Here is a 23,566-nt window from a genome sequence, read left to right on the forward strand (position 1 = left end):
ATCTTTTTATTCCAATACTTGAGAAATTGGTTTTCCCGTAGTTCCGCTAGGGAATGCGATTCCCAATAATGAAGCCACTGTTGGAGCAATATCTGGAATCTCGGTCCTTTCTACGGTGCTTCCCTTTCGTATTCCCTTACCATAAAAGAGTAAAGGGGCATGTGTATCGTAAATCTGGGGAGACCCATGGGTAGAACCCGTTTTGGGATATGTTATAAAACCCGGTTTAACTACCAATAGTACATCTCCAGAGCGCTTTTGGTTATATCCGTTCTGCAAAATATAAGGAATTCCCTTTGTATAGTTATTTTGCCACATTTGATATCCGGTATATACCCTGTCCACAAAATCATAACCCAAGAATTCTTCAGCAATGGTTTCCTGTACTTCTTTGAGCTCCAAATCCAGATTCTTTATAATCTTATGATCCAAGAACAATTGGGAATTGGAATAATTTTTTACAATATCTACCGTACCATAGGTATATTTTAAGAACTCGGAAAATTTGGCATTCGTAGTTTCTTCGTTCACATAACCTGCCGGAATCTTTTGATCTTTTAAATAGGCAGGCACATCGATAGCCGCATGGTCTGCGGTTAAAAAAACGGTGTATTCCCCTCTTCCTACTTTTTTATCCAAGGTCTTGAACAAACGGGCCAGATCCTGATCCAGCCGTAAATACGTATCCTGTATTTCTTTGGAATTTACGCCATATTTATGCCCCACATAATCGGTACTGGAAAAGCTTACCGCCAAAAAATCGGTATCGGTATCCACACCCAACTGTTCATTTTCAATAGCTTCAATGGTGAAATCCATGGTCAGACTATTCCCATAAGGTATTCCCTTTATCAGATCGTAATCTTTGGTCTTGTCCAAAAGATTTGATGTATTATGTGGAAAGGTGGGAGTAGTCTCACCTTGAAACAAACCTTCGTAAGCATTATTATCCGATCCACTTTCAACATAAGTGTCAATATCTTTTAACGTGGTCCAAGCTTTTTTATAAGATTGAACCTTTCCCGAGGTATTAAAATCATTCACCCATTTTGGTAATCTGTCCATATAATACGAACTGCTCACCCATTTACCTTCATTCCCTCCATGGAACCAATAAGCGGCATTGGCGGTATGGCCACCCGGAAGTATAGCTCCCCGGTCTTTAACGGCAATGGCGATGGTCTTCCCCCTCATTTGGGTATGCAATCTAAGCTCATCCGTAATTGTGGTGACGTTCATTCTATGTGGTGACATCTGCCCAGCCGAAGTCATCGTTCCTATGGAAACATAAGTAGTGTCCGAAGCACAATAGACCTCTTCATCAGAATTTTTATCGTACCAATTGTTCCCAATAATCCCATGAGTTGCCGGGGTGGTTCCGGTATATACGGAGGTATGCCCCGGTCCCGTACTGGTAGGGGCATAATTAAAATGATTGTTTTTGCAGTTGAACCCTTCATTGATCATTCTTTTAAACCCGCCATCCTCAAAGTGTTCATAGAAACGGGTTAAATAATCATAACGCATCTGATCCACTATAATCCCTACGACCAATTTAGGTGAAGTTCTTAAAACCACCCCTTCCCCGGGTTTGACCTTCCTTTGGGCCTCTACTCTAAAAACGGTTAAAACGACAAAGAAAAAGAGGGTAAAAGTGAGTTGGTCTCTAAGGTTCATACTTTATTATATTAGCACGGTAAAAGTAAATAAAATCCCTCTTAAAACTTTAATTGCAAGTCAAATCAATTCCTTTATTGTTATTTTTACGATTAAGAAATTTATTTTTTATAAATGAACTATTTTTCTTCCATAGGCAGCTATGCCCTTATGATTCGTGAGGTCTTTAAAAAACCCACAAAATGGAGGATAATGAGGTCGCTGATTTTAAAGGAAATAGATGAACTGATATACGGTTCATTGGGTATCATTGTTTTTATTTCTTTCTTTATAGGTGCCGTTGTGGCCATACAAACGGCATTGAACCTTACCAATCCGATCATTCCAAGAAGCTTAATAGGATTTGCCACCAGACAATCTGTCATTTTGGAGTTTGCCCCCACTTTTGTATCTATCATCATGGCTGGCAAAGTTGGTTCTTACATCACGTCCAGTATTGGTACGATGCGGGTTACCGAGCAAATCGATGCCCTGGAGGTAATGGGCGTCAATTCCCTCAATTATCTGGTTTTTCCAAAGATAATCGCCATGTTATTCTATCCTTTTGCCATTGCCATATCTATGTATGTCGGTATTTTTGGCGGCTGGCTTGCCGGGGTTTTTGGAGGGTTCCTTACCAGTACGGATTTTGTGACGGGCCTGCAAACCGAATTCATTCCTTTTCACATTACCTATGCCTTTACCAAAACATTGATCTTTGCCTTTGTCATAGCCACTGTCCCGTCCTTTCATGGGTATTATATGAAGGGTGGAGCCTTGGAAGTAGGCAAGGCCAGTACAACATCGTTCGTTTGGACAAGTGTCGTCATTATTATTTTAAACTATCTGTTAACGCAATTACTCCTGGGCTAATGATAACCGTAAACGATATTCATAAATCTTTTGGTGACGCCCACATATTAAGGGGAATATCTACCGTCTTTGAAACAGGAAAGACCAATTTGGTCATTGGGCAAAGCGGATCGGGAAAAACGGTTTTTTTAAAATGTTTATTGGGGCTCTTTTCTCCGGAAAAGGGAAGTATTGATTACAACGGAAAAATCTATGCCAATTTAACGGACGATGAGAAACGAGACCTGCGCCAGGAAATGGGCATGGTGTTTCAGGGAAGTGCCCTTTTTGATAGTATGACGGTGGAAGGTAACGTCCGGTTTCCCCTTGAAATGTTTACAAAACAGTCCAGGTCCGAAATGAGCGACCGAGTGAATACGGTGTTAAAACGGGTAAACCTTATAGATGCACATTATAAATACCCCTCCGAAATTTCGGGTGGAATGCAAAAGCGCGTGGCCATTGCCAGGGCTATTGTAATGAATCCCAAATACCTTTTTTGTGATGAGCCAAATTCTGGCTTGGATCCCAAAACCGCTATATTAATTGATGACCTGATCAAGGAAATTACCGAAGAATACGATATTACCACGGTCATAAATACGCATGATATGAATTCGGTAATGCAAATAGGTGAAAAGATATTGTTCCTCAAAAACGGTATAAAGGAATGGGAAGGCACAAAGCACGAAATTTTCAAGACCGATAATGAGGCCGTAACCAATTTTGTGTACTCTTCGGATCTCTTCAAGAAGGTTCGCCAGATGTATATTGAGGAACGTAATTAATCTTTGAACACTTCTTTCACTTGAACCCTATCGTCTTTCAATCTAAGTTTTAACCACTCCTGAATTTTTTTTACGTTGGTAATGGTTTGTGCCTTTTTAGCATTTTTTTTCCACAGGACCTCAAAGACCGGAACGGTATCCATCTTTTCAAAATCCGTAGAAATCAAATAAGAGTATCCCAATCTTTCCAGATTTTCGTAATTGGTCTTAACTTCCTTACTAATCTCCGCAAAAGGTATTTCATTATTGGAAATCAATTTTAAACGATTCAGTTCGGTTTCCAATAAATTTATTTTTTCATCTTTATTGGACAGTTGCGTTTTTTGGGACTCATAGAGTTCGTTTACATATTTGAATTGATCTATTTCTGAATTTTTGGAGCCCTGGATAATATGTAGTTCACACTCTTTTAATCTATCATTTTCACTCATTTTGGCTTTCCATGTCGCAATGATATTATCAGGGACCGTTTCATTTCCCATAAAAACGACCTCGACCAAAGAATTTTTGCCCGCATTATACTCCAAATCCGTAAAATCCTCCAAAAACCGACCCTCCCCGGCAAATTTATAAGGTACTATATTCTCCGAGATAAATGCATTCGCGGCCCGTTTAAAAAGTGATTCCTGAAACACGTTCCAAAAGGTTACGCCGGCCGGCACCATTACGGCAACGGCAACCAATGATGCCAATCTTGCAATGAGACGACGGCGTTTGGAATTCACGTAACGCACCATGGGGAATCGCAATAACTTTATGACCAGAAATGTTGCTAAGGCAATGAATATGGTATTTATGGCAAACAGGTACATGGCACCGCTGGCATACTCCCAATTACCTATGGCAAGCCCAAATCCCACCGTACAAAGTGGAGGCATCAGTGCTGTGGCAATGGCCACACCAAAAATTACGCTGGCAATGGTTCCTTTTTTCGCCCTTGCTATGACTAAGGCAAGACCTCCAAAAAAAGCGATCAACACATCTCGAATATCCGGTTTTACCCGAGCCAACAATTCTGAAGACTCATCCCTAAGGGGAAAGAATTTAAAAAACAGGAAAGCCGTCAATACACTTAGGACCACCATTACGGCAAAGTTTTTTAACGACCTTTTTAATGTATCCAAATCATTGATGCCCACGGACATGCCGATTCCCAAAATTGGGCCCATTAATGGCGAAATAAGCATAGCTCCAATAACCACGGCCGTAGAATTGGCATTTAGTCCTATGGAAGCGATAAAAATGGAACAGATTAAAATCCACGAGGTATGTCCTTTAAAGGGTATATCCGCAATAATCGCCTCCTTTGTAGCATCTTGATCCGTATTGGTCCGGATATCCAACAATTCCAAAAGAAATCTTTTGGTACTTCCCAAAAGGCCTTTAAAGTCTTTTTTTACATCTTCACCGCTCTCTTGCGGCTGATTGGTCGGTCTTGCATTATCCGGATTCAGGTTATTCTCCATATACTAAGCATATTGATCTCCAAAAGTATCCTTAACACGGGATAGCACTTTTTTAATATCCTGTTCCTTCGATTTTGGATATACTAAAAGTACTTCTTCTTTATCTACGATAATATAGTCTTTTAATCCGTCTACGACAACAACCTTCTTATAATCGGTCCTTATCATATTGCCACTGGCATCTTGAGTCAAAACTCCCGCATTGACCACGGCATTATCATTACCATCCTTATCCAGTTTATCATAGAGGGCTCCCCAAGTACCCAAATCGTTCCAGTCAAAAGTGGCAGCCAGAACAAAAATGGCATCAGATTGCTCCAAAATGGCATAATCAATAGAAATATTCTCCGCTTTTGGATAGTTCTCATAGATGAAACCCTGTTCATCCGCTGTATTATAGCAAGAAGTTCCTTTCTCAAAAAGATGGTATTGTTCTTTTTGATGTGTTTTAAAGGCATTTACGATGGCACTTACACTCCACATAAATATTCCGGCATTCCATAAAAAATTACCTTGGGTCAAAAAGTCCTTGGCCGTCTCGTAATCGGGCTTTTCCCTGAACTGATTTACCCTCTTAATTCGTACATCGTCGGATTTATCAAATTCAATATAACCAAAACCTGTATTTGGAAAAGTCGGTTTTATTCCCAACGTACAAAGCACTTCCTCTTTTTCGCATTTTTCAAAACAGGCAACAACATCATTGGCAAAAGCCGTTTCATCTTCGATCCAATGATCACTGGGTGCCACGATCATAAGTCCGTTAGGGTTCATTTTTTGAACCTTAAGGGCAGCGTATAGGATACATGGTGCCGTATTGCGCATAGCAGGTTCCAATACAACTTGATCTTGGGAGACCATGGGCAGTTGTTCCAGCACCAGATCATTGTATCTTTCATTGGTCAAGATCAATATGTTCTCCGTTGGTATGAATTTGTTCAGGCGCTGAAAGGTCTTTTGAATAAGTGTTGTTCCCGTACCCAACATATCATGGAACTGTTTTGGATAAGTGGAGGTACTTACGGGCCAAAATCGTGACCCAACGCCTCCCGCCATTAAAACTGCATAATAATTTTTGTTCATATTAATCGTTTATCAATTCAACTTCTGCATTAGGTTGGAACAAATACATTTTCCCCGTTTCCAATTCGACACACTCATACCGTTTCACTTTTTTGTTCCCTTTTTTGAAAAGTTTCCCATTATAAATGCGAAACAAACTTCCGATAGGCAGTTCAAAAACATAGGTTTTGTCGGATTCAACTAAATCGAACTGTTTCAAAGCTATGGATAAATTAGCATCTGTACTGCTACTGGCTTTTGGATTTTTAAAATGCTGCGCCAAAAGGGGTAGCAGTTTGGACGGAAAGATTTCGGGTCTAATAAATGGCAGCATCAAATATTGAAATGTACGCTTCCATTCCAAACCATGAGGTTTTATGTTCCTTCCATATTTTTCAAAAGCGACCAAATGGGCAACTTCATGAACAAGGGTAATCAAAAACCGGTATTTGTTAAGGGTAGCATTCACGGTAATTTGATGATGTCCATTGGGCAATCTTCTATAATCTCCATGCCGTGTAACCCGCTCGTTTACAATTTTTAAATGCACATGATAATCTCGGACCAAATCAAAACATAAGGGAACCGCTCTTTCCGGCAGGTATTTCTTAAGGGTATTTTCCATATTAAGGCGTGCTACTGGACACCTGTAACATTTTTCCGTTATACCATTTATTTCCGTTCAGGGAAAAATCCTTAATATACAAGGCCATTTCCAATGCGGATATTGGTGCTTTATAACCCGGAAAGGCTTCTTCCAACATTTCTGTTTGCACGGCGCCTATGGCCAGAACATTAAAAGAGGGGCCTGTTTCCTTAAATTCTTCCGCCCAAAGTTCCGTTAGGGTAATTACGGCACCTTTACTGGAACTATAAGCGGATAAGCCCGGGAACTTTAAACTACCCTGTACGCCACCCATAGAACTTATGGTTACTACATGCCCGGCCGAAGGCATATACGGAACGACCAATCTGGTCATTTCCGCTACACCGAATACATTTACCTCATACACTGCCTTAAATTCTTCAGAAGAAGTTTCCAAAAAAGGTTTGCTCAATAATCTTCCTGCATTATTAATGAGAACGTCCACCTGTTTCCATTCTTGTTTCAAGAAATCTCCCACTTTTTTAAAATCAGTGGAAATGGACAAATCAAAAGCAATTGCATGGATATTCTTATGCTTCAACTCTTCTATTGGGGCCGTATTTCTAGAGAGGGCCAGAATCTGATGACCATCGTCCGCAAACAATTTGGCCAGTTCAAAACCAATGCCCCTGCTCGCTCCTGTAATAATAATATTTGCCATTAATGGTAGCTGATTTCTTTAATAGGAGCATTCGCGATTCCCTCGATAACGGGAATCATTTTGTTGACCACTTTAGCCATGTGTTCATAATCTATCAACTCGTTTTCATCGCTCACTTTATGATAATGCTCAAAATTGGTAAAGTCAAAAGTACTGTAGGTCTGGGAAGGTATGTTAAAAGCAGTGTGGAACGGATAATTATCCGAACGTTGGAATAAATTAAACGCTTTGGCCTTGGGCAAAAAACCGATTATTTTTTCACCCGCATAACCATTGGCTATATCGGCCATATTAGAAAGTTCATGGCCTGTTATATACAGTAAGTGGTCTTTACCGACCATGGGAACCCCGACCATCTCAAAATTTAGCATTGTATAGAGGTTAAAATCTTCCTTCTTTAATTTTTCCGCTAAATGTTTGGATCCTAAAAGCCCTTTTTCCTCGGCACTGAACAATACAAAAACAATACTTCTTTTATTTGTTCCGGCATTTCCAAAATAACGTGCCAGTTCCAGAACGGTAGATGTTCCTGTAGCATTGTCATTGGCTCCATTGGCAATGGCATCCCCATTCTCGGGACTTATTTCCCCTAGATGATCGTAATGGGCCCCAATGATAATATGTTCGCTCTTTAATTCACTATCCGTTCCCTCCAAAAGGCCAACCACATTATATGCCTGCTTTTTAAAATTGCCCAATGTATCCTTATAAGTTTTAAAATAAGGCTTTATACCATTGGCCTTAAAAATGGTTTCGGCATAGTTTGCCGCTTTTGCTATTCCCTCACTACCGGAATCCCGTCCTTTCAATTCGTCCGAAGCCAAGAATTCCATCAGTTTCTTAATCTGGTCCGGAGTTGAAAAATGTATTGTATTATGCGACTCTTTTCTGAAAATCGTATTTTCCCCAGTTTCTATTTCTTCCCCATTAATACTGCCCTTAACACCATCAGGCAAATTGCCTTGATTTAAAACTGTTTCCCGACCGACCTTACCCGAACCACAGGAAATAAAAATACCGATACCTATTAAAAAGATAATTTTTTTCATGCTATTTTGATTCATTGTCCTAAAACACCTTGAGGTACTAAAGATAAAAAAAGCAACCCTGAAAAGGATTGCTTTCTTAAATTGTATTTTATATACATAGCCTTAAGCCAGCATGGTTACCGGATTCTCGATAAAATGACGCAAAGTCTGTAAGAATTGGGCCCCTACGGCACCGTCCACCGTTCTGTGGTCACATGCCAAGGTCAGTTTCATAGTATTTCCCACCACAATTTCACCGTTTTTGACTACCGGTTTCTCCACTATTGCCCCTACGGATAGGATAGCCGAGTTTGGCTGGTTTATAATGGATGTAAATTCCAGAATTCCGAACATCCCAAGGTTTGACACGGTAAAGGTACTTCCCTCCATCTCGGACGGGGCAATTTTTTTGGTCCTTGCCTTGCCGGCCAATTCCTTTACGGCACCCCCTATCTGGGTAAGTCCTAATTGATCGGCAAACTTAACCACGGGAACCACCAAACCTTCATCTACGGCAACGGCAACCCCCATATGGATATGTTTGTTATATCTTGTGGTGTCCCCGTTCCATGAAGTGTTTACCTGTGGGTGTTTTCTCAAAGCCATGGCACATGCCTTTAACACCATATCGTTAAAAGAGACCTTGGTATCCGGCAAACTATTGATCTGTACCCTAGAGGCTTTTGCATTGTCCATATCCACCTCTATGGTCAAGTAAAAATGTGGGGCGGTAAATTTGGATTGCCCCAATACTTTTGCAATCACTTTGCGCATGGAAGAATTCTTTATTTCTTCCGACCCTTCTTCGCCTACCGGTAAGGACATGGGAGTAATAGCAGATGCAGTATCACTATTTGCCACTTCTTTTACTGCGGGTCCTGTAGCTTGGGACGGGCTATAATTTTCAACATCCTTTTTTATAATGCGCCCATTATCCCCGGAACCGGGAATATTGGATATATCTATTCCTTTGTCCGCTGCTATTTTTTTTGCCAAAGGCGAGGCAAAAATGCGTTGCCCGTCCGTTATGACCGCTCTATCTTCTTGAGCCGGAACGGATCGTTTCTCTTCTTTTGCCGTTTCCGCTTTGGCCTCCACACTTATCTCCGCCCCTGGTTTTGCGTTCAGTACGGCATTAACATCCGTTCCTTCCGGGCCTATTATGGCCAATACCTCGTCCACTGGCGACGATTCCCCTTCCTGTATACCGATGTAAAGTAATTTTCCCGCATAGAAAGACTCAAATTCCATCGTAGCCTTATCCGTTTCGATTTCTGCCAAAATATCGCCTTCTTCAACGGTATCCCCAACTTTTTTTAACCAAGTAGCCACGGTTCCCTCTTCCATGGTATCACTCAGACGGGGCATTTTAACGACCTCGACACCTTCGGGAATTTCAACGGGACCTGTATTGGAAAGTGTCTCATCCTGTACGTTCGCAGCACTACCGGAATCCGATACCACTTTTTCTTCCACGGGAGTTTCATTGGCTCCGTTCACCAATGCTGAAATATCTTCACCGTCATCACCTATGATCGCCAATAGGGAATCTACCGGTGCGCCATCTCCTTCTTTTATACCAATGTGCAATAGCGTTCCTTCATGAAAGGATTCAAACTCCATGGTGGCCTTATCCGTCTCTATTTCGGCTAGAATATCACCTTCTTCAATTTTATCCCCAACCTTTTTCAACCACTTTGCCACGGTTCCTTCTTCCATAGTATCACTAAGGCGGGGCATATTTATTACTTGAGCCATCTACTTACAATTTATGTTGAACAAATGGAAAATCTTCTTGTTCGTAAACCATATCGTACAATTGGTTTACCGGTGGATAATCCGATTCTTCCGCAAACTTCTCACATTCCCTGACCAAATCCTTCACCTTTTTATCAATGGCCGCGATCTCATCTTCGGTTGCGTATTTTTTTTCTTTTATAACATCCAAGACCTGTGTTATGGGATCAATTTTTTTGTATTCCTCTACTTCTTCCTTCGTTCTGTAGTGTTGTGCATCGGACATGGAGTGCCCTCTATAACGGTATGTTTTCATTTCAAGGAAGGTTGGCCCGCCACCACTTCTGGCACGTTCTATGGCCTTACTCATTTCCTGTGCGACGGTAACGGGATTCATTCCATCAACGGGTCCACAGGGCATTTCATATCCCAGTCCTAATTTCCAGATTTCGGTAGAGTAAGAAGTTCTTTCCACAGATGTTCCCATGGCATAACCGTTATTTTCACATACGAATACTACGGGAAGCTGCCATAACATGGCCAGATTAAAGGTTTCATGCAAGGAACCCTGTCTTACGGCACCATCCCCCATATAACATAGCGTTACCGCATTGCTCCCATTGTATTTATCGCCAAAGGCCATTCCGGCACCAAGTGGAATTTGTCCTCCCACGATTCCATGTCCGCCATGAAACCTATGCTCTTTTGAGAATATATGCATAGAACCGCCCATTCCTTTGGACGTACCGGTAACTTTGCCGTACAACTCCGCCATGACACGTTTTGGGTCAACCCCCATACCTATGGGCTGTACGTGGTTCCTATATGCCGTAATCATTCTGTCCTTGGTCAAATCCATGGCATGTAGGGCACCTGCCAATACAGCTTCCTGACCATTGTACAGATGAAGAAAACCCCTTACTTTCTGCTGAATATATACCGCCGCAAGCTTATCCTCAAATTTCCTCCAAAAAAGCATATCCTCATACCATTTCAAATAGATTTCCTTGGTGATTTTTTCCATTAATTCAATGTATTATATGTCTATGTAATTAGATTCAAAATCCTGCTCTGTAGATTAAACTCCACAGAAGAGCAAAAATACACATATAAATGAATGGATAAAAAAAAGGGAGAATTAAAATGAGTTGGTAAAATCCACATATCACAAAATAATATTCAGGGCGTTTTTTTATAAAACCATGCCTATAATTCCGTCTATTTTAAGAAAGTGTCGTTAAAGCCCAAAGGTAAAATGTCCGCTATGGAACTACAGCTCATAATTTCACCCGTTTCTCCCATAAACAGTAATCGAATAGGTAGTTTTTGCCTGAATTCGTATTCAAAAATAACCTGTCTACAATTACCGCACGGTGCCACCGGTCGTTCTACTATATGATCTATGGAGGCCGCGGTAACGGCAATAGCCTTGATCTTGATTTTTGGAAATCGTGCCACCGCCTGAAAAACGGCCACCCTTTCCGCACACAAGCCCGAGGGGTAAGAAGCATTTTCCTGATTATTTCCAAAACGACCTCATCGTTTTCCAAAAGTACCGCTGCGCCTACCTGAAAATTAGAATAAGGGGCATAAGCACCTTGGCGTGCATTGATCGCTTTTGTCATAAGGTCTTTATCTTGTTGGGGCAATTCCTGAAGGGAATCGTAAATATGAGCTTCAAAAGTTATTTGCTGTTTTTTAACCATTCCATATGTTTTCCATCATTTATACACTGCATTAAATGTACATTTTAAATTGGAAGTTATGTAAAACAAAAAAACCTGCTTACGAGCAGGTTCTTATCCCATCTAAAAATAGATTTTAATCGTTAAGGTATTCTTCTCCCAAACTAAACGTTAAAGAAAAACGCAATGTATTTTCCAATGGATTTCTAACCTGAGAAGTAGAAAATAAATAAGATAAATCTATTTGAGCGGCCTTAAACTTGAATCCGGCACCCAAAGTAAAGAACTTTCTGGAACCTTTTTCCTCACTTTCATTAAAATAGCCCGTACGAAGCATAAAAACATCTTGATAGGTATATTCCGCACCCAAGGCCCAGGTAAATTCTTTTAATTCTTCGCTAAAACCATCGGGAGCATCCCCAAATGAACCAAAAATACCACTAAAACCACTTTCGTTTTGATAGATGTCATTATCCTCCGAATCAATATCTCCATCGCCATCCAAATCCTGTGGTGTAGGCACCAATAACTTACTGAATTCCGAAGTCAGCCCGATTACATTGTCCTGATCCAGGATAAAATCAAAACCGACCCCAAGTCTCATATTGCTCGGTATAAAATTTTCTTGGCCTCCCTGATCATACTGAATTTTACCGCCAATGTTCGAGAGATTGAAACCTGCTCTCCATCTCCCATCAAAATTATCATAAGCAATTTCCCTGGAACGATAGTAACCGGCAACATCTACCGCGAACGAACTTGCGGCCTGGGAATCTTCTGTACCGTTTTGCGGCAATTTCAAATTAGACCGAATATATCTACCTGCCACTGCCATTGAAAATGTGGGACTCAATTTTAACGAATAAGACCCGTCCAATGCCAGCTCATTAGGTTTGGCCAATGTTCCCGGGTCATTGGCAAACTGGCGCAATTCTATCTCACCCAAAGTAAAATACCTTAGACTCAGGGCAAAAGCACTTTGATCGTTTATTTTATTATAATATCCCCCACTGAGCAAGGCAATATCCGTAATGATACTTTCCAAATACGGTGTATAACTCAACCCTATTCCCATTTTGCGTTCGGCAAAGGCAAATTTGGCCGGGTTCCACTGTTGCGAAAATGCATCGGTCGAAGTGGCCACACCCATATCGCCCATACCCGAGGCCCGGGCATCTGCAGCAATAGTTAAAAATGGAACAGCGGTAGTAATGACCCGCTGATCTTCTTGTGCAGATACTTTTACAAGAAATAATAACAGGATAATAATCGAGAACTTTTTCATTTAAGTAATAATGTTGGTTTTAGGAGCAAATATGAACTTCCTTCATATCGCTCATACAGTCAGTATTTTACATGTAAACGCCCTTTTTGGCATTATCTTGTGTTGGTATGTTAATATTTTGAATCCGATAATTGAAGAAAAACCATGGAACATTTAATATTAATACTGTTTCCGGTGTTTCTCACATAAACAATAAAATTCCTACAAGGACCCTAAAAGAATAGGATAGCCTCCATACTATAATACCTTTTCGGGCGTTATGATTGTTAGAAACAGGCTTTGGTTGTTGCAAAGGATGGGGAACGTCAAAAATATTTCGAATTATAAAATATTATGATAAAAACATCGTTCTAAACAGCGAAAGTGACATAAAAATTAATCAGAAAATCCAATCTTTAAACTACATTCAAAAGTATATAATCAAAAGATTGAACTCAAGTCCTAATTATGAAAAAACAGTTTATTAAAGTTGTACTCTCATGTACCGTTATTGCGGGAGGTTTTACAGTTACCAGCTGTTCCAAAAAATCTTCATCTTCCAAAAACGTTTCAAGAGCTACAGGTTGGAAAATAAATGCAAAGGAAGGTGGTTTTCAATACAATACCGATTTCAAGGAGCAAGAAACGGCACCTGGTCTAGTTTTTGTTGAGGGTGGAACATTTACCAAGGGTAAAGTACAGGATGACGTGATGCACGACTGGAACAATACCCCTACCTCGCAACATGTTCAATCTTTTTATATGGACGAGACCGAAGTGACCAATGTAATGTACCTGGAATACCTGGATTATCTTAAAAGTGTATATCCACCGGAAAATCCAAAATATGCAAACATATACAAAGGTGCCCTTCCCGATACTTTGGTATGGAGAAACCGATTAGGTTTCAATGAGACCATGACCAATAATTATCTTAGGCATCCCGCCTATGCGGAATATCCGGTTGTTGGTGTCAATTGGATACAAGCGACCCAATTTGCGGAATGGAGAACGGATCGGGTAAACGAAGTAATGCTGGAACGCGAAGGTTATCTTTCCGCAGACGCCAAGTACCAAGCGGCTACCGGGGAAGTTCAGGGAACCTTCAGCACCGAGGCTTATTTGAACAGACCGGAATCTGTATATAACGGTCAAATAGATTCGCTCCAGGGCAAGAAGAAAAAAGATAGTGTTTCCGTCTTTGCCAAACGAAGTAGCGGTATTATCATGCCCGAATACAGATTACCGACAGAAACAGAATGGGAGTATGCCGCACAGGCACAGGTAGGTTCCAGGGAATACAATAATTATAGGGGTAGAAAAAAATACCCATGGGAAGGAGACTATACCAGAAATGGGCAACGTGTGGGAAGAGGAGACCAGTTGGCCAATTTTAAACAAGGAAAAGGGGATTACGGCGGAATTGCAGGGTGGTCCGATGACGGTGCCGACATTACCGCACAAGTAATGTCCTATAAACCAAACGATTTGGGGCTATATGATATGGCCGGGAATGTTGCGGAATGGGTATCCGATGTATATAGGCCCATTGTGGACGATGAAGTAAGTGATTTCAATTATTACCGGGGCAATATCTATATGAAAACCGCCATAGGAGAAGACGGAAAAGTTAATATCCTTAAAGATTCCATAGTCTATGATACCTTGCCGAATGGCAAAGTAGTGGCCGTGAACCTGCCCGGTGAAATCAAAATGGTGCCGGTAGGTGAAGAAGAAACCTATTTAAGGACTAATTTTTCATCTAGTGACAATAGAGGTTATAGGGACGGTGATCCGGGATCTTCAAGGTTTTTTGACAGATTTGCCGATGAGGATGATGAGGACCAAAGAAAAATGTATGATTCCCCAAAACACAAAGTAGAAAGGGATTCCGCAGGCAACCTCATCAGGCAGTATGATCAATCCAATTCCAGAACCTCACTGATCAATGATGAAGTTAGAGTGTACAAAGGTGGCTCCTGGAGAGATAGGGCATATTGGCTAGATCCGGCACAAAGGAGATACCTCCCACAATATATGGCAACGGATCACATTGGGTTTAGGTGCGCCATGTCCAGAGTAGGATCAAAATCCAAAACAAAGAACAAAACGGTAAGAGGAAAAAAAGCCAAGTAATTTTCCCGACAACATTATACTAAAAGCCCTTTTTTAAAGGGCTTTTTTTTATCTTCGATTTCATGACCATTCAAGCGCTCCATAAAACTTATCTGGAACATCCGTCTATTTGTACGGACACCCGGAAATTAAACAAAGGTGATATATTCTTTGCCCTAAAGGGTGACAATTTCAATGGTAACGAATATGCCGAACAAGCACTAAAAAAAGGGGCAAGTTTTGCCGTTGTGGATGAAAAAAGATTTGCAACGGAAAAGGGCACCATATGGGTTGAAAACGTATTGGAATCGCTTCAAAAACTGGCCAATTTCCATAGGCATTATTGCAATGCCCAAATTATAGGCCTCACCGGGAGTAATGGCAAAACAACCACCAAAGAGCTTATACATGCCGTACTAAGAACAAAGTACAGGGCTGTGGCCACAAAAGGCAACCTCAACAACCACATCGGTGTGCCGCTCACCCTTTTATCCATCAAAAAAGATACTGAAATTGCCATTGTAGAGATGGGTGCCAACCATCAAAAAGAGATTGAATTCCTCAGCAAGCTGGCAGAACCGGACTTTGGCTATATTACCAATTTTGGCAAGGCACATTTAGAAGGTTTTGGAGGTATTGATGGGGTCATAAAGGGCAAAAGTGAGCTTTACGATTATCTGCTCGAAAACGATAAGGCCGTTTTTATGAATGCCGATGACCCCGTGCAACGGCAGAAACTGGAACGTTGTATCAAAAAATACGGTTACAGTCAAAACGACCCGAAATTCTATCAAATTCAAATGGGCCGACCCGACCCCTATATAAGCCTAAAGGTGGAGGATACCTTAATAAACTCCCAATTGATCGGGGCCTATAATTTCACCAATTGTTGTGCGGCCATGCTTATTGGAAAATATTTTAATGTTCCCATGGAGAAAATCAAGGAAGCGATCGAATCCTATACCCCACAAAACAACCGATCTCAAATAATAACAAAAAAAGGGCATCAGATAATCCTAGATGCTTACAATGCCAATCCTACCAGCATGAAAGTTGCCTTGGGCAATTTTAAATCCATGAAAGGAAAAAATAAGGTTTTGTTCCTGGGAGATATGTTCGAACTGGGGGATTCGGCGAAGGAGGAACATCAGCATATTTCGGACTTAACATACAATCTGGGGTTTGAAAACGTCTTTTTTGTAGGCGAAAACTTTTACCACACCCAAAACAACTTTCAAAAATTCAAACGGTTCAAAGACCTTGAAACCTATCTAAAGGCCAATACCGTAATCTTAAATGCAACGATTCTGATCAAAGGCTCAAGGGGAATGGCACTGGAACGGATTTTGGACTTGATCTAGCAGAAAATCAATCCATAAAAAAAGAAGTGGGATATACTGGATTCGAACCAGTGACCTCTGCCCTGTCAAGGCAGCGCTCTAAACCAACTGAGCTAATATCCCTAATGGGGCGCTAAGGTAAAATTAAATTTGCATTCTGGAAAGAAAGAAAAAATCTTATGCCTTAGTATTTATCTTGACAAGTTTATTTCACACTGGTTTTAAACGTTAAAATCATGCTAAAAAACACTGTTTTAAAGAAACGATGGACTCGACGCAACATGATTGCCTTAAATTAGGGAGTTTGTTTCACTATGGTCATAAAAGAATGGCCCAATTACTTCAAATTTAGGGATTATGGAGATTTTTTTCCGAAATAGTATTATCGGTGTCAAAAGAGATGGACAAAAATGGATTTATAAACCAATTTATCAAGTAGGGCTATTGACATTTGTACTATGGACAGTTGCGCCTCAACTCAAAGCTCAAAACAAGCCTCCTTTTCAAATGCCCTCCAGTCATAATGAAGGGGCTATTTATGATACGATCGATTTCTACAATTTTTCGACCGTGGCGTTCGACAGTCAAAACCGCCCTTACGGATTCAATATTCACGAGGAATTCGGATATGTCCGTACGTTACGCAACGGCATATGGGTAATGCACAATTATTTGGACGATCTTAAAGTGAAACATCCGGGTTCGTCCATAACGAACGCCCACACCACCAATGGACACCACCACCCCAGAGTATCGATTACCTCGGACGATCACATGTATATTACACTGGATTACCTAGTAGATTCGGAAAAACAATGGGCAATACTTTATTTGGATAATCTGGATTCCGACAATTTTCAGGTAGAAACATTTACGGGGGTCCAAATGATGAATGTAGAAGAATTTACAGGACATAATCTTAAGAATGGGGAAACACCGGGCATCCTTATAACGGAAAGAGATGAATCTTTGGCCGAATTGGGATGGCCTACCCGAACAGTGACCTGGTCAATAAATGCAGTTTCTATTGTAAAACTACTCATCCCCTACCGTAATTCCAATGGTACGGTATCGTTCAATACCACGACCATTGGGAGCAGGCTCGGTGCCACTACCATTCATTCGGGAGGTGATGCGACCATGGCCACAACAGGAAACAGGACCTATTTGACCTATTCCGGCTTTGATGAGGATAAAATTATGAACAAAGGTGCAAGGGACAACGTTAACAGGGGTTATCTTGCCGAAGTTATACGCCCTTCTTCCGTGTCCGGTAATGCTACGGTAACCTCACGATTTATGGGGGTGCAGTCCGTCTATGGTCATATTGATTCCCATAGTCAGGGAGGAATCGTATTGGATGCTGTGGGCAAGTTGCACTATCTTTCGGGCAACCATGCTGCTTCGGACGAATACTGGCGTAGCGATTATGGAATTGCCGATCCCTCGTTTGATTTTATGAATGGATGGAGCCAATACGGCAAGACCACGCTCAATGGGGATTTTAGTTACGACACCCCGGTCATAGATAACAACAATATCCTTCATGTGGCCTATAGACAAAGAAATGCAGGGGCCAATAGAGGTCTCTATGTAAAGACCGCTTCCGTTACCACGACCGATTGGGGAACGGGGTTGGGCGATTTGATCGTCAGGCCCCCAACACCCTGGAATACAAATGGCCAATACATTGTCCTTTACCATCGTTTGATCATGGATCGGGCCGGTAACGTGCATTTAAGCAGTGGTTTCTTCGAATTCGTGAATTATAAAAATGGGGCATATCCCCGTATAAATGCCTTTAGGCCTCACGGAAACGGTATCTGGGCAATGCCAGATCGTTATACTTATTTAGAAAATAGCACAAATGGCAAGACCGTACAGCGCATTTCCTTTTCCATGGACGATCAGCATCTGGAAAACTCACCGGTAACTTTAAATGCCAGTACAGACGCCACGGAATTGTCCGTTTATTATGAAGTCGTAAGCGGACCCGCCACGGTTGACGGAAATATATTAAGGTTAATCGGGATCGGTGAAGTAACCGTTATAGCCAAAAATCTTGGCAACGTAAATTACTACGGGGATGAAGTAATACAAACCTTTCAGGTAAAATAAAGGGCAATATATAACTAACCAAAAAGATTTTTCACTTCCTTGAAAAGAAAAATCCACATCTTTCAATGTGGATTTTCTATTTATGTGGGCCCTACTGGATTCGAACCAGTGACCCCCTGCTTGTAAGGCAGGTGCTCTGAACCAACTGAGCTAAGAGCCCTTAACGGGGTGCAAATATAGAATAGTTTTGTTTAGTCCAAAAGAAAAAATGACAAAATTTAAACGATTTCGGCCACCGTAAAATTACTTCCTCCAATAAAAATCAAATCTTGTTCAGATGCATTTGTCCTTGCTGCTTTTAATGCCAAATCCACACCGGGATAAACAGCTCCTTTTAAACCAAATTCATTGGCCTGTTCACTTAATAAAGTAGCATCCAGTCCCCTTGGAATATTCGGTTTACAAAAATAATATTGTGCTTCACCGGGGAAAAGTAGGAGTACATTGGTCAAATTCTTATCCTTTACAAAACCAAGCACGATATGTAATTTCTTAAATGTTTCTTCTTTGAGCTGTTGCATCACCAATGCTAGACCTTCCTTATTATGCGCCGTATCACAAATTACTTTTGGATGTTCACCCAATAGTTGCCAACGTCCCATAAGGTGTGTATTCTCTTGAACCTTCAATAATCCTTTCCGAATATGTTCTTCCCTTATCTTAAAACCTTTTAGTTCTTTAATTACGGCAAGAATACCTTTTACATTTCTGTCTTGATAATTCCCCAACAGCGAAGTTTCATATTTTGGGAATTTCCCTTTACTGGCAAAAATGAGTTTGGCATTCTTGGATTTGGCTACATTTTCAAAAACCGAAGCGATCCTTGGCTGATATTCGCTTACTACCACCGGAATATCCTTCTTAATAATCCCCGCCTTTTCAAAAGCTATTTTATCCATCGTATCACCCAACATGTCCATATGGTCCAGACCGATATTGGTAATCAACGAAACTTCGGGGACAATAATATTGGTAGAATCCAACCTACCTCCCAGGCCTACCTCTATAATGGCAATATCAATGTTCTTTTGGGCAAAATAACCGAATGCCATACCTACGGTCATTTCAAAAAAGGACAGTTTATGTTCCTCCAAAAAAGATTTATGATTTGATATAAAATCGATGACAAATTTTTTGGATACCGTTTTACCGTTTATTCGTATGCGCTCCCTAAAATCTTTTAAATGTGGAGAGGTATATAGACCTACGGTATATCCTGCTTCCTGTAGGATAGAAGCCAACATATGACTACTTGAACCTTTGCCATTGGTTCCCGCTACGTGAATACTTTTAAAAAGACGGTGGGGATTGCCCAAGCGTTCGGTAAAAACCATAATACCGTCAAGTTTACCGTTAAAGGCTTTCTTCCCTTTTTGTTGGTACATGGGGAGCTGGGCGAACATCCAATTCAGTGTCTGCTCGTAGGTCACTCTCCCAATTTAAAATTCACGACCACAAAACCCACTTGTTGGTTGGGTGCCTTGGAATCCAAATTCCATTTGTGCATAAAAGCAGTTTTTCTAGCGGGTTCCAGTAAGCACGGATTAGTATTGGTCGTTCCTCGAACTCCCGGTGTTGCACTAATGACCTTACCACTTCTATCTACCACAATTTTCACCACAACTTTTCCGGATTCATTACATTCTTGTGGCACTTTCCCTTTATTCACCAAAGATCTTCCATTAAGACCATATCCACCTGTTCCACTACCTGAGCCCGGACTACCGTAATAACTGGTCGCATAGGGATTCCCTTGTGGATCACCTTTGCCTCCCAATCGGTTATCATCACCCTCGCTACCAGATGCCGTACCATCGGATTTGTTCAATCCCCCCATGAGCTCATCCAGTTTTTTCTTTTTGGCCTCTTGTTCCCTTCTGGCCCTCTCTTCGGCTTCTCGCTTTTGTTGTGCTATTTTAGCCGCCTTCTCCTTTTCCCTTTTAACAGCTTCCTCCCTTTTCTTTCGTTCGGTTTCGGCCGCATCTTCAGCTCTTTTTTTCTCCTCTTTCGCTTTTTTGATTTTTATGGCCTCCTCATTTTCCCGTGTTAGCAGTTTTTCCGATGGGGATTCTTTAGGTGTTGTTTTTTCCGGGGTTTCCTCAATGGTTTTTGTTTCGGTAGCTTCCTCCTTTACTTCCTCCTGTTTCACGGGTTTTACGGGAGGGGTATCCAAAGGTTCCGATATTATTTTTTCTTTTGGTTGAATTCGCCCATTACCGAAATCCGTCGTTCCAAAATTTACCGAAATTCCATTTTCTATGGGCGGGTCCATATAGGTAAGCCCAATATAAAAGAGTACCAATAACAATGCACTCAGAAGAAATGTGGTAAGCGTGAAGGATTTTTTCTTGTGTCTCGTATCTAAAAATGCCATTATGCTTGTTCCGTTTAAAATGACGTATGAACTACTATGTTATTTTCTGAATCATAAAAATATAGCATGAGCCGTGATTATGACTTTTGGAGGATATCACGAAAAAAACGAATTGAACTTTTTTACTCTAATCAAATAAAATCAATTAGGCCGCACAGCCAAGATTACCTTATAATTATTCCTATTGGCAATATCCATAACGTTTACCGCCTCTTTGATAGCAACGCTCTCCTCCGCACGTAGAATAATGGTCGGTTTATCTTGACCTTCAAGTGCTTTTTTTAATTCAATTTCAATATATTCTCCATTAATTCTCTGGTTGTTCACAAAATATTGCAAGTTCTTATCTATACTCACGGATACATTTTGTGTGTTCGTAGATTTCCCCTTGGCCTTGGGCAGCAATAAATCCAGTGCATTCGGCGAATTTGCCGTTAACATGAAGAATATCAACAATAAAAAAACGATATCCGTCATGGAGGACATGCTAAAGTCCGGACTAACTTTATTCCTTCCTTTTAATTTCATAGCGAAAAATTAAAGTGGTTCGTTCAACAAATCTAGGAACTCAACGGCATTGGCTTCCATTTTATGGACCACTTTATCCGTTCGGTTTACCAAATGATTGTAGCCCACATAAGCTATAATACCTACAATTAGGCCCGCTACCGTTGTCGTCATTGCCGTATAGATACCAGATGCCAAAGAGCCCATTTCTGCTTGGCCCCCACTGGTGGCCATTTCATGAAAAGCCAAAATCATACCAATTACGGTACCCAAAAACCCTATCATTGGTGCCGCACCGGCAACCGTTGCCAAAACGCTTACATTCTTCTCCAGTTTATAAACCTCCAAAGTACCGGCATTTTCAATGGCCGTATTAATATCGTCCAAAGGCTTGCCAATTCTGGATATGCCTTTCTCCGTTAACCTTGCTACGGGGGAATCCGTCTGGGCACAAAGAATCTTGGCGGCTTCCAATTTTCCCGTTGTCACATGATCCCTGATTTGATTCATGAAATTCTTATCTATTCTAGATGCGGCATTAACGGCAAGCAAACGCTCAAAATAAATATAGAGCGCAACGCCCAACATTAAAAAAAGTACCGTAATAATGACCACACTTCCCGTACCTCCATTAAAAATCAAATCCATAACGGAAAGCGTCTTTTCTTCCGAAAGCAACTCACCCGTTTCAGGGTCCTGGGCCAAATCTTGGAATAATAGCATAGTGTCTTTGTTAATTATCAAATTTGCCTTAATAACGGTATTTTATCGATAAAATTATCCGTGCAATATAAAATCTCTCAATAAAATAAAAGTCCCCGCACCCGCTACAAAACCTACCAAAGCCAGCCACGCTATCTTTTTAAGATACCAGAAAAAATCGATCTTTTCCATTCCCATTGCCACTACCCCGGCAGCGGAACCGATAATGAGCATACTCCCTCCGGTACCAGCGGAATAGGCGATAAAGTGCCATAACGGGTTATCCATTGGCTCCCCGAACATACCCATGCTAGCGGCAACCAGAGGAACATTATCTATAATCGCCGAACCTACGCCAAACAACATTACTACAATATCCGTATTGGGAATCGCGGAATTAAGGTTTTCCGCGTAATGGAACAACATACCCAAAGATTCCAAAGCGGCTACGGCCAAGAGAATCCCCAAGAAAAAAAGAATACTCGGCAATTCTATTTTGGACAGTGATGCATGGACCGGACTGTGATGCCCGTGCGAATCGCTCTCGCCGGGAATATCAACGGCATCGGATATCGTAAATTTTGAATTACTGTAAATTTCCGCAAATGTGGCCACTACCGCCAATGACAACATCATACCTACATAGGGCGGTAAATGGGTAATCGTCTTAAAAAATGGCACAAAAACAATGGCTCCCAAGCCCAAGTACAACATGATAGAGCCGTATTTTGATTTGGGTCCGTTATTGGAGAGATCAACATCTATAGTCCCTTTAAATGCCTTGTTCCCACCTGCAATAAGTGTAGGGACCACCATACAAACAATAGACGGGATAAGCACATGTATCACCAATTGTCCTGCAGATACCTTATCGGCGATCCATAGCATCGTAGTGGTTACATCCCCTATGGGCGACCAGGCACCTCCGGCATTCGCCGCTATAATGACCATCCCCGCAAACCAAAGCCTTGTATTCCTGTCATTAATGACCTTTTGTAAAATGGTAACCAATACAATGGTGGCCGTAAGATTATCTATAATTGCCGATAGTACAAAGGCCAAAATAGAGAACAACCATAATAATTTGCGTTTGCTTCGGGTTCGTATATAACCCTTTATCGTAGCGAAACCATCAAAATAGTCAATAATCTCGACAATGGTCATGGCCCCCAATAAAAACACCAGTATTTCTGCAGTCTTGCCCAAATGGTGAAGAAGGATTTCATCTATATGGGTAGGCTCAAGCTCCCTTAGTTCCGAATTTACTTCAAAAACAGGCAGATGTGTCAATGCGATTATGGCCCACAAAATGGCCATCATGGCCAAAGCCGGAATCAATTTATCTATTTTAAGGGTATGTTCTAAGGTTATCGCCAAATAACCTGCCAAAAAAACAATAATGATTATGGTCTCCATCTTCAGTTGGTTTTATGCATTGATCCGGTCTGGAACGCCGAACGTAATTTTCAATATTGAAATCGCCTAAAGATATTTAAAAATGCGCATGTTTCCACCAACAAAATTAGATTAAGGCGAACTTTATTGAAACTCATTTACTTATGGTC

General features: G+C 41.1%; 20 protein-coding genes and 2 tRNA genes. 5 read left to right on the forward strand and 17 right to left on the reverse strand.

The genetic code is table 11. The annotated features are described in order from the left end of the window. Positions 1-6: 6 nt before the first annotated feature. Positions 7-1,677 (reverse strand): alkaline phosphatase PafA, encoded by a 1,671-nt coding sequence (pafA, locus tag ACKWB9_RS10620; protein ID WP_414002985.1) that lies wholly within the window; start codon positions 1,675-1,677, stop codon positions 7-9. 114 nt (positions 1,678-1,791) lie between these two features. Between pafA and ACKWB9_RS10625 the strand changes: the two genes are divergently transcribed. Both ACKWB9_RS10625 and ACKWB9_RS10630 read left to right on the forward strand, forming a co-directional pair. Then, the gene (locus ACKWB9_RS10625) at positions 1,792-2,529 is read left to right on the forward strand and encodes an MlaE family ABC transporter permease (RefSeq protein WP_414002986.1); all 738 of its coding nucleotides are present in this window, start codon (positions 1,792-1,794) and stop codon (positions 2,527-2,529) included. Next, on the forward strand, positions 2,529-3,296 hold the full coding sequence (locus tag ACKWB9_RS10630; RefSeq protein WP_414002987.1) for an ABC transporter ATP-binding protein: 768 nt from the start codon (positions 2,529-2,531) through the stop codon (positions 3,294-3,296). The genes ACKWB9_RS10625 and ACKWB9_RS10630 overlap by 1 nt, the downstream gene beginning before the upstream one ends. On the opposite strand, the gene ACKWB9_RS10635 is transcribed toward ACKWB9_RS10630, so the two are convergent. The 9 genes from ACKWB9_RS10635 to porV form a co-directional block, all read right to left on the reverse strand. After that, complete coding sequence (locus tag ACKWB9_RS10635) at positions 3,293-4,762, reverse strand: DUF389 domain-containing protein (protein ID WP_414002988.1); 1,470 nt, start codon at positions 4,760-4,762, stop codon at positions 3,293-3,295. The genes ACKWB9_RS10630 and ACKWB9_RS10635 overlap by 4 nt on opposite strands. Positions 4,763-4,765: 3 nt before the next feature. Continuing rightward, positions 4,766-5,845 (reverse strand): mannose-1-phosphate guanylyltransferase, encoded by a 1,080-nt coding sequence (locus ACKWB9_RS10640; RefSeq protein WP_414002989.1) that lies wholly within the window; start codon positions 5,843-5,845, stop codon positions 4,766-4,768. Between the two features lies 1 nt (position 5,846). Then, positions 5,847-6,449: a SprT-like domain-containing protein gene (locus tag ACKWB9_RS10645; RefSeq protein ID WP_414002990.1), complete on the reverse strand. Its 603-nt coding sequence runs from the start codon at positions 6,447-6,449 to the stop codon at positions 5,847-5,849. Between the two features lies 1 nt (position 6,450). Further along, positions 6,451-7,131 (reverse strand): SDR family NAD(P)-dependent oxidoreductase, encoded by a 681-nt coding sequence (locus ACKWB9_RS10650; protein WP_414002991.1) that lies wholly within the window; start codon positions 7,129-7,131, stop codon positions 6,451-6,453. After that, positions 7,131-8,180, reverse strand: a complete 1,050-nt coding sequence (locus ACKWB9_RS10655; protein WP_414002992.1) for a M28 family metallopeptidase — start codon at positions 8,178-8,180, stop codon at positions 7,131-7,133. The genes ACKWB9_RS10650 and ACKWB9_RS10655 overlap by 1 nt, the downstream gene beginning before the upstream one ends. Positions 8,181-8,282: 102 nt before the next feature. Next, positions 8,283-9,917 carry a pyruvate dehydrogenase complex dihydrolipoamide acetyltransferase gene (locus tag ACKWB9_RS10660; RefSeq protein WP_414002993.1) on the reverse strand — a complete coding sequence of 545 codons (1,635 nt, stop codon included), beginning with the start codon at positions 9,915-9,917 and terminating at the stop codon, positions 8,283-8,285. Between the two features lie 4 nt (positions 9,918-9,921). Next, positions 9,922-10,920, reverse strand: coding sequence for a pyruvate dehydrogenase (acetyl-transferring) E1 component subunit alpha (gene pdhA / locus ACKWB9_RS10665; RefSeq protein ID WP_414002994.1), 999 nt, complete (start codon positions 10,918-10,920; stop codon positions 9,922-9,924). Positions 10,921-11,114: 194 nt separating this feature from the next. Next, positions 11,115-11,387, reverse strand: a complete 273-nt coding sequence (locus ACKWB9_RS10670; RefSeq protein WP_414002995.1) for a cytidine deaminase family protein — start codon at positions 11,385-11,387, stop codon at positions 11,115-11,117. A gap of 330 nt (positions 11,388-11,717) precedes the next feature. Beyond that, positions 11,718-12,866 carry a type IX secretion system outer membrane channel protein PorV gene (gene porV / locus ACKWB9_RS10675; protein ID WP_414002996.1) on the reverse strand — a complete coding sequence of 383 codons (1,149 nt, stop codon included), beginning with the start codon at positions 12,864-12,866 and terminating at the stop codon, positions 11,718-11,720. A 447-nt stretch (positions 12,867-13,313) separates the two neighbouring features. Here porV and gldJ point away from each other — a divergent pair, with 447 nt between their 5' ends. Further along, a complete protein-coding gene (gene gldJ / locus ACKWB9_RS10680; protein ID WP_414002997.1) occupies positions 13,314-14,981 on the forward strand; it encodes a gliding motility lipoprotein GldJ in 1,668 nt (555 codons plus the stop codon). A 62-nt stretch (positions 14,982-15,043) separates the two neighbouring features. Continuing rightward, positions 15,044-16,321 carry a UDP-N-acetylmuramoyl-tripeptide--D-alanyl-D-alanine ligase gene (locus ACKWB9_RS10685; protein ID WP_414002998.1) on the forward strand — a complete coding sequence of 426 codons (1,278 nt, stop codon included), beginning with the start codon at positions 15,044-15,046 and terminating at the stop codon, positions 16,319-16,321. A gap of 27 nt (positions 16,322-16,348) precedes the next feature. Here the strand turns inward: ACKWB9_RS10685 and ACKWB9_RS10690 are convergent. After that, positions 16,349-16,423 (reverse strand) — tRNA-Val (locus tag ACKWB9_RS10690). Between the two features lie 234 nt (positions 16,424-16,657). Between ACKWB9_RS10690 and ACKWB9_RS10695 the strand changes: the two genes are divergently transcribed. After that, positions 16,658-18,418 carry a hypothetical protein gene (locus tag ACKWB9_RS10695; RefSeq protein WP_414002999.1) on the forward strand — a complete coding sequence of 587 codons (1,761 nt, stop codon included), beginning with the start codon at positions 16,658-16,660 and terminating at the stop codon, positions 18,416-18,418. 85 nt (positions 18,419-18,503) lie between these two features. Here ACKWB9_RS10695 and ACKWB9_RS10700 read toward each other — a convergent pair. The 6 genes from ACKWB9_RS10700 to nhaD form a co-directional block, all read right to left on the reverse strand. Then, a tRNA-Val gene (locus ACKWB9_RS10700) sits at positions 18,504-18,578 on the reverse strand. A gap of 58 nt (positions 18,579-18,636) precedes the next feature. Then, positions 18,637-19,848, reverse strand: a complete 1,212-nt coding sequence (locus ACKWB9_RS10705) for a bifunctional folylpolyglutamate synthase/dihydrofolate synthase (protein WP_414003000.1) — start codon at positions 19,846-19,848, stop codon at positions 18,637-18,639. Beyond that, positions 19,845-20,792 (reverse strand): energy transducer TonB, encoded by a 948-nt coding sequence (locus ACKWB9_RS10710; protein WP_414003001.1) that lies wholly within the window; start codon positions 20,790-20,792, stop codon positions 19,845-19,847. The genes ACKWB9_RS10705 and ACKWB9_RS10710 overlap by 4 nt, the downstream gene beginning before the upstream one ends. A 141-nt stretch (positions 20,793-20,933) precedes the next feature. Continuing rightward, positions 20,934-21,320, reverse strand: coding sequence for an ExbD/TolR family protein (locus ACKWB9_RS10715; protein WP_414003002.1), 387 nt, complete (start codon positions 21,318-21,320; stop codon positions 20,934-20,936). A gap of 9 nt (positions 21,321-21,329) precedes the next feature. After that, complete coding sequence (locus tag ACKWB9_RS10720; protein WP_414003003.1) at positions 21,330-22,022, reverse strand: MotA/TolQ/ExbB proton channel family protein; 693 nt, start codon at positions 22,020-22,022, stop codon at positions 21,330-21,332. A gap of 54 nt (positions 22,023-22,076) precedes the next feature. Further along, the gene (gene nhaD / locus ACKWB9_RS10725; protein ID WP_414003004.1) at positions 22,077-23,417 is read right to left on the reverse strand and encodes a sodium:proton antiporter NhaD; all 1,341 of its coding nucleotides are present in this window, start codon (positions 23,415-23,417) and stop codon (positions 22,077-22,079) included. Positions 23,418-23,566: the final 149 nt, after the last annotated feature.

The sequence above is a fragment of the Maribacter spongiae genome, assembly GCF_047345125.1.
Taxonomy (GTDB): Bacteria; Bacteroidota; Bacteroidia; order Flavobacteriales; family Flavobacteriaceae; genus Maribacter.

Coding starts and splice junctions, on each gene's coding strand:
- porV (WP_414002996.1), bottom strand. CDS start 12,866: ATGAAAAAGTTCTCGATTATTATCCTGTTATTATTTCTTGTAAAAGTA.
- ACKWB9_RS10695 (WP_414002999.1), top strand. CDS start 16,658: ATGGAGATTTTTTTCCGAAATAGTATTATCGGTGTCAAAAGAGATGGA.
- pafA (WP_414002985.1), bottom strand. CDS start 1,677: ATGAACCTTAGAGACCAACTCACTTTTACCCTCTTTTTCTTTGTCGTT.
- nhaD (WP_414003004.1), bottom strand. CDS start 23,417: ATGGAGACCATAATCATTATTGTTTTTTTGGCAGGTTATTTGGCGATA.
- gldJ (WP_414002997.1), top strand. CDS start 13,314: ATGAAAAAACAGTTTATTAAAGTTGTACTCTCATGTACCGTTATTGCG.
- ACKWB9_RS10630 (WP_414002987.1), top strand. CDS start 2,529: ATGATAACCGTAAACGATATTCATAAATCTTTTGGTGACGCCCACATA.
- ACKWB9_RS10640 (WP_414002989.1), bottom strand. CDS start 5,845: ATGAACAAAAATTATTATGCAGTTTTAATGGCGGGAGGCGTTGGGTCA.
- ACKWB9_RS10655 (WP_414002992.1), bottom strand. CDS start 8,180: ATGAAAAAAATTATCTTTTTAATAGGTATCGGTATTTTTATTTCCTGT.
- pdhA (WP_414002994.1), bottom strand. CDS start 10,920: ATGGAAAAAATCACCAAGGAAATCTATTTGAAATGGTATGAGGATATG.
- ACKWB9_RS10710 (WP_414003001.1), bottom strand. CDS start 20,792: ATGGCATTTTTAGATACGAGACACAAGAAAAAATCCTTCACGCTTACC.
- ACKWB9_RS10645 (WP_414002990.1), bottom strand. CDS start 6,449: ATGGAAAATACCCTTAAGAAATACCTGCCGGAAAGAGCGGTTCCCTTA.
- ACKWB9_RS10635 (WP_414002988.1), bottom strand. CDS start 4,762: ATGGAGAATAACCTGAATCCGGATAATGCAAGACCGACCAATCAGCCG.
- ACKWB9_RS10685 (WP_414002998.1), top strand. CDS start 15,044: ATGACCATTCAAGCGCTCCATAAAACTTATCTGGAACATCCGTCTATT.
- ACKWB9_RS10625 (WP_414002986.1), top strand. CDS start 1,792: ATGAACTATTTTTCTTCCATAGGCAGCTATGCCCTTATGATTCGTGAG.
- ACKWB9_RS10660 (WP_414002993.1), bottom strand. CDS start 9,917: ATGGCTCAAGTAATAAATATGCCCCGCCTTAGTGATACTATGGAAGAA.
- ACKWB9_RS10650 (WP_414002991.1), bottom strand. CDS start 7,131: ATGGCAAATATTATTATTACAGGAGCGAGCAGGGGCATTGGTTTTGAA.
- ACKWB9_RS10720 (WP_414003003.1), bottom strand. CDS start 22,022: ATGCTATTATTCCAAGATTTGGCCCAGGACCCTGAAACGGGTGAGTTG.
- ACKWB9_RS10715 (WP_414003002.1), bottom strand. CDS start 21,320: ATGAAATTAAAAGGAAGGAATAAAGTTAGTCCGGACTTTAGCATGTCC.